Genomic DNA, 5657 nt, shown 5'->3' with positions numbered 1-5657 from the left:
CCTCCAAAAGGGCCGCCAACAAGACAGCGAACACCTTTTGAAGAGTTCTGACTAATTGTTCCTCCAGCTCTTTTAATAAAGGCCATTCTGTGGTAAAATGTTTCATGGACTCTCTCCCTCCTGTTTTATTGATGTTGGTCATCACCATCATAGCAGGGAGAGAGTCCTTTTTGCATGACATTTGCTTTTTTCTACCGCGCTTCGCTTGGTGGCCCCGACGAGCGTCGCGAACAAAAGTTCGCAACCCTCGTCGGGGAATCATTCCTGAATGTCACCCACAAATATTTTACTCACACACAGCGACTAAATATTTTTGCTAATATCATGTCTTCAGACACAATAAAGCAAAAGGAGGAAATACTTGATGCGTAAAACGATCATTGCGTTGTTAACCTTATTGACGATGTTTATGTTTGTTTTAGGAGGTTGCGGAGCGAATTCTCAAAAAAACAACACTACTTTAGGTGAAAACAAACAGGCCGCAGCCACCAAAAAAGAGCAAAGAAAAGAAACGAAAAAATATTACTTCATTGCTAATGAAGGCGGAAGTATTTCAAAAATTGATGTAGAAACGAATCAAGTGGTCGCAACAATCAAAGTAGACGGTGCGGTTCATAACGTCCAAGTTTCTCCTGACGGAAAAATTCTCGGCGCTACTTTAGTTCCGGAAATGCAACATGGAAATGATCAATCAATGGATATGAAAGGAATGGCGTTGTTTTATAATACAGAAACAGACGAATTAATAAAGAAAGTGGAAGTGGGGAATCACCCTGCTCATATCGTTTTCACCGAAAATGGAAAGTACGCTCTCGTTACCAATAATGAAGACAATAACGTTTCAGTCATTGATATGGCGAGCTACTCAGTCATCCAAACAATTCCAACTGGAAAAGGTCCGCATGGTTTCCGGATCTCTAAAGATAGCCGTTATGCGTATATTGCCAACATGGGAGAAGATAGCGTCAGTATCCTCAATTTAGAAACGATGAAAGAAGAAAAGAAAATAAAAGTAGGATCTACTCCTGTAACAACCGGTATTACCTCGGACGGTAAAACATTAGCCGTAACGTTAAATGCAGAGAATGCCCTCGCCATTGTTGACTTAGCAAGCGGTAAAGTGGAAAAAGTTCCGGTCGGTCGGGGACCAGCCCAAGTGTACATGGATCCTGACGATACATTTGCTTATGTAGCCAATCAAGGGACGAAAGATGCACCGTCTCATTCCGTAAGCAAAATAAACATAAAAACGAAACAAGTAGTTGCCACAATTGAAACAGGCAAAGGAGCGCACGGAGTTGTCACAAGTCCGAATCAAAAATATGTTTTCGTCACCAATATGTTTGACAACACGGTGAGTGTCATTGATAAAGAGCAAAGCAAAGTAATCAAAACGATTCAAGTAGGTGAAATTCCGAACGGGATCAGCGTCATGCCGTAAATATAAATAAACAGCAGGTTGAGTTTTTAAACCTGCTGTTTTTCTTTTCTATTTGCTGAAATTTACGCATAAAAAAGCACCGTAGTTTTAAGCCTACAGTGCTTAAATATATTTGATTAAACCTTGCTACATCATATGATTGTTCATATGTCCTTGTTTCATCATTTGTTGATTCACTCTGTCATAATTCATCATATGTTTCATCATTTTATTTCCATTACTTCGACACTGTTCGTACATTTTTTGTAATTGTTCCTCTGATAAATTTGGATGCATTTGTTTCATCATTGGCAACATTTCTTTCCAATCATTATTATCATTTTTATTTGCTGCAAAAACAGCTGTAGCTAATACAAAAGCTGAAACAAGGACGAACAAACCTGAAATAAGTTTTTTCATTTTCAACACCTCCATCCTTTTCTGGTTTTAGAATAAAGGAGAATTATGGAGAAAGTGTTCATAAAAATTTACAATTTCTTGTCTTGGATTATTATTTGTTAATTGGATATTTTCGAAAAATGGACTAAACTCCTCCCAAATTTTACATAAAAGAGAAAAAGCCTAATAAAGGCTTTTTCTCGAAGGTTTAGACAATGTTATTTTCGGTTCATTTAACAGCTATTTATCTGCATTCATCAATACAGGATATTAATCTCTTTTCAATGTCTTCCGCTAGTTTTTTCAGTTCTTCATGATTCATCATGCTGATTAACATGGTTGGTTTTGGCATACCAATTTTTGTTGTTTCATTTTCTTTATACACCACGATTTTGCACGGAAGAAAATAACCTGCTAATAAGTTTTCAGAAAGCACACGCGCTGCTTCTTGCGGATTACATACTTCCAAAATCACAAATGGTATTGGAAAATCGAATCCTTTTTCCTGCAGTTTTTCCGTTACACTAAATTTCCACAAAACTCCAAATCCTTCTTTTTTCAAGCTTTCTTCCAACATCTTTATCGTTTCGTTCATTCCCCTTTGTACTTCAATCGTATAATGAAACACCTTCATTCAACCGCCCTTCTCCAACATATTGCATGTTATTTCACTTTAGTTGTATGTAAAACTAAACAATAATATAAATGAAAAAAGCCGAGCATTGTCTCGGCAGCTACTTCACTTTGTTAAGAAACTTCAACGAATCCAACCATACCAGATTCTTTATGTCCAGGAACCGTGCAATAAAAGCGAAAAACACCGCTTTCGACCGGTATGAACCTGATTTCGGCTGTTTTTCCTGGCAAAGAATGAATATGGACTGTTTGATTTTTTGAATGATTCCCATGATGACTTTGTTGTAAAAGGGATACTTTCATATTTTCGAATTCGATATCATGTTCAACTTCACCGCTATTTTTGAGAATTAAGGTTACTGGTTGCCCTACGGTAAGTTTGAAATCTTTAGGGAAGTAAGCAAATTCGGTTGCTTCAATGACTACTTTTTTCGTCTTTGTACTGAAATTCAACGGAGAGCCAGACAGCTTATTATTAGTCATAGAGTGGCTCATATGGGAATTTTTTATGGACACGTTATGACCTTGATCGAGCGTATTATTTAAATGATTATATGTGTAGAAAAACAGCAGAAAGACGATTGATAATAACAATGGATTATGGAATATTTTGTTGATGAAAGATAAACGGTTAAAACCGGTTTCTTGTTGAAGCATGTACAAAACAATACCAATCATCCCAACAAATATGACGAGCATTACACGAATCATTGAATTTTGGTGTTGCGGCGAAATCATTTCTCCTAACATCGCTCCCATCATTCCGCCCATTATTCCTGACAAAACGCCATCTATGATGGCCATGACACTAATCGGCAGCCCGGTCAAAAAACCGGCTAAAAACCCAAAACCCATTCCTAAAACGGTTGAGAAAAAGAGGTTACCGCTATACAAAATCCCGGCCAGCAAGCCATCTGTTAGCCCGACCAACATTCCTAAAGCCATCGCCACCATCATTCCGACCATACATGTGATTTTCTTTCTTTTTATGAATACGAAAACAATAACAATCAAAGATAAAATCGTTACAATGATTCCAGTTAATAAAATCGACAATGAACGATCCCTCCCTGTAAGTTTTTATTTGTACACATATATGTGGGCAAGCGGTTAGTTAGTCCTTTTTAAATTTATTAAATTAATTCATATGGATAAACGTAATGTCTGGAACAATAGCAGGACTTATAATCCTTTATGTAATGAGGTTATTTTTCAAAATTTTCTTAATTATATTTCCGTCAATCTTGGAAATTTATCAAAAATAAACAAGGAGTGCCAACGAATAATTATCAAGACCTAAATTATAAAAAGCCTTAAAAAATAAAGGAGAACACATATTACACATGACTAATATGTGTTCTCCCTTTTTCTTTTTAATTAAACTCAAACACCCGTTAGCTCAATAAGATTATCGTTACATGGAAGTTATGGCTAACATAAGAAACATCAGACCAGCCAAAGAAACACTTAAAAGAATGCTTAAAACAGACGTAATTAAGTTATTTTTAAAATCCCTTATCCCAAAAATAAGACCACTTAAAACTGCCCCCCACCATAAAAGATGAGCGATTACTTTCGGAAAACTTGCTAATACTTCTGTAAAAAATAATGTAAATAAAAGTAATTGAAAAACAAGAGAGATGAGTATACCCCAACTTGGTTTATTGAGAATGTTCTTGTTTTTAATGCTCAAAGTAATACCAACAGTACAAGCAATAAAAACAAGTATCATTACAAATGTCATAATTAAACCCATCATAAGTCCTCTCCAATACTTTTTATATTTATTTTACATTAAAATTACCAACTACCTCCTTTAAAAACCAAAATTTGATATAATGTAGTCCATGTATCTAACAACCTATAAAAATCCCTTTCAGACTTTGTTTCGAAGGAATTTCTTATTCACATAACTTATAGATTATAAAAGATGAAATAGAAGTACGGCAACAATTTATTCTATTTCGGACCACTACGGTAGAATGCCTTGCGTACCAAGCAATTCGGTAAATAAAAGACAGCAGTTTAAGCGTAATTACTGTACCGAAGATTATTTCGGTTAAAATAAATCATCTTATGACCCCATATTTTATGAATCGTTGCTGTACCCCATCTTCATCGTTTCATCTATTGTTTAATAATCAATATCTTCATCATGATTAAATGCAATTCCCGCAGAAAAGAACGCAGAAAAGAATGTAATTTTCCTACTTTGTAATTTATCTCGAGACATCTCATAAATTTAACCTTAAATGTCTAAACATGCAACCAACATCCAACATTCGATCGTATGAAGATCCATGACCTGGAAGAGGCTCAAACACAGTAACATTATGTATGTCGTTATCATGAAAGCTTGTTATTCCATTCCTGTTATTAAGCTTGACTACATCAATACTATAAACATGATGATTCGAACCATATAAATCAATCGTAACTATTCACTCCGATAGTAGTATGTAAAGAAGCGCAACACAAATAGGGCATCCCCGTAATAGAAAATGCCCTAGGTAGCGGAAAGAACTCGATCGATCGTTTCGCCTGTCAACAGAAGACATAACGAATCCCACACGTTTTTTTGGTGTTTCGTCAGTGTGGAAACGATGCTTCTTGTGATACAAAAAGACTGGGCGAATGTTTCGTCACAAAACGTGCCCGAGATGTTCTCTTTCACTTTGACCATGCGAAGATCTCGTTCTGCTTGGTTGTTGTCAAAGGGAACATGCACTTCACGTAAGAAACGCAGCGCTTCTTCCTTTCGTTTTTGAAGGAGTCGAACAAAAGCGAGTGCTTTTTTCGGAAGAGGCGTCTTCGCTTCCAATCGGTGTTGTGCTCTTTCTAGGATGCGATCATACACTCGTTCCCACCGTTTCGCTTCTTCTTCGGAAAGTGCACCGTGATGCGCTTCGACGGCTTGCTTGGCGGCTAACAGAAACGTGGTCATGCGCATCGCCCACGTATGCCCTTGTTCGATGAATCCTTTTAACTCACGCAAATGATGGGCATGACAAAGGGCATGGGTGGCATGTGTGTATTTCGGATACGTACCGAACGCATCGTGCATCATCGTCCCTTCATATCGGGGAAGAATCCCGATATCATCGGTCGCTTTTTTTCCACGAGAAGCGTGAGGAGCCAAGTATGTATATTTCGATGTGCACGCGACATGAACAACAGTGCCTGGCACCGTTCGCTAATTATT

5 protein-coding genes and 1 pseudogene are annotated in these 5657 nt (G+C 37.1%); 1 reads left to right on the top strand and 5 read right to left on the bottom strand.

Annotation, left to right across the window (positions count from 1 at the left end; translation table 11 throughout):
• Window positions 1-364 precede the first annotated feature (364 nt).
• On the top strand, window positions 365-1441 hold the full coding sequence (locus LH47_RS14190) for a YncE family protein (RefSeq protein ID WP_043968595.1): 1077 nt from the start codon (window positions 365-367) through the stop codon (window positions 1439-1441).
• A gap of 126 nt (window positions 1442-1567) precedes the next feature.
• Here the strand turns inward: LH47_RS14190 and LH47_RS14185 are convergent, their stop codons facing one another.
• The 5 genes and pseudogenes from LH47_RS14185 to LH47_RS14165 form a co-directional block, all read right to left on the bottom strand.
• Window positions 1568-1840 carry a hypothetical protein gene (locus LH47_RS14185; RefSeq protein ID WP_042536259.1) on the bottom strand — a complete coding sequence of 91 codons (273 nt, stop codon included), beginning with the start codon at window positions 1838-1840 and terminating at the stop codon, window positions 1568-1570.
• Between the two features lie 223 nt (window positions 1841-2063).
• Complete coding sequence (locus LH47_RS14180; protein ID WP_043968598.1) at window positions 2064-2447, bottom strand: DUF302 domain-containing protein; 384 nt, start codon at window positions 2445-2447, stop codon at window positions 2064-2066.
• 119 nt (window positions 2448-2566) lie between these two features.
• Window positions 2567-3511: a plastocyanin/azurin family copper-binding protein gene (locus LH47_RS14175; RefSeq protein WP_043968592.1), complete on the bottom strand. Its 945-nt coding sequence runs from the start codon at window positions 3509-3511 to the stop codon at window positions 2567-2569.
• A 358-nt stretch (window positions 3512-3869) separates the two neighbouring features.
• Window positions 3870-4214 (bottom strand): hypothetical protein, encoded by a 345-nt coding sequence (locus LH47_RS14170; protein ID WP_042412232.1) that lies wholly within the window; start codon window positions 4212-4214, stop codon window positions 3870-3872.
• A gap of 747 nt (window positions 4215-4961) precedes the next feature.
• A pseudogene (locus LH47_RS14165) lies at window positions 4962-5627 on the bottom strand (IS66 family transposase); the annotation flags it as partial.
• Window positions 5628-5657 lie beyond the last annotated feature (30 nt).

The sequence above is a fragment of the Anoxybacillus thermarum genome, assembly GCF_000836725.1.
Lineage (GTDB): Bacteria > Bacillota > Bacilli > Bacillales > Anoxybacillaceae > Anoxybacillus > Anoxybacillus thermarum.
Note: the sequence above shows the minus strand (reverse complement) of the source record. Positions and strands in the feature narration are given on the sequence as shown.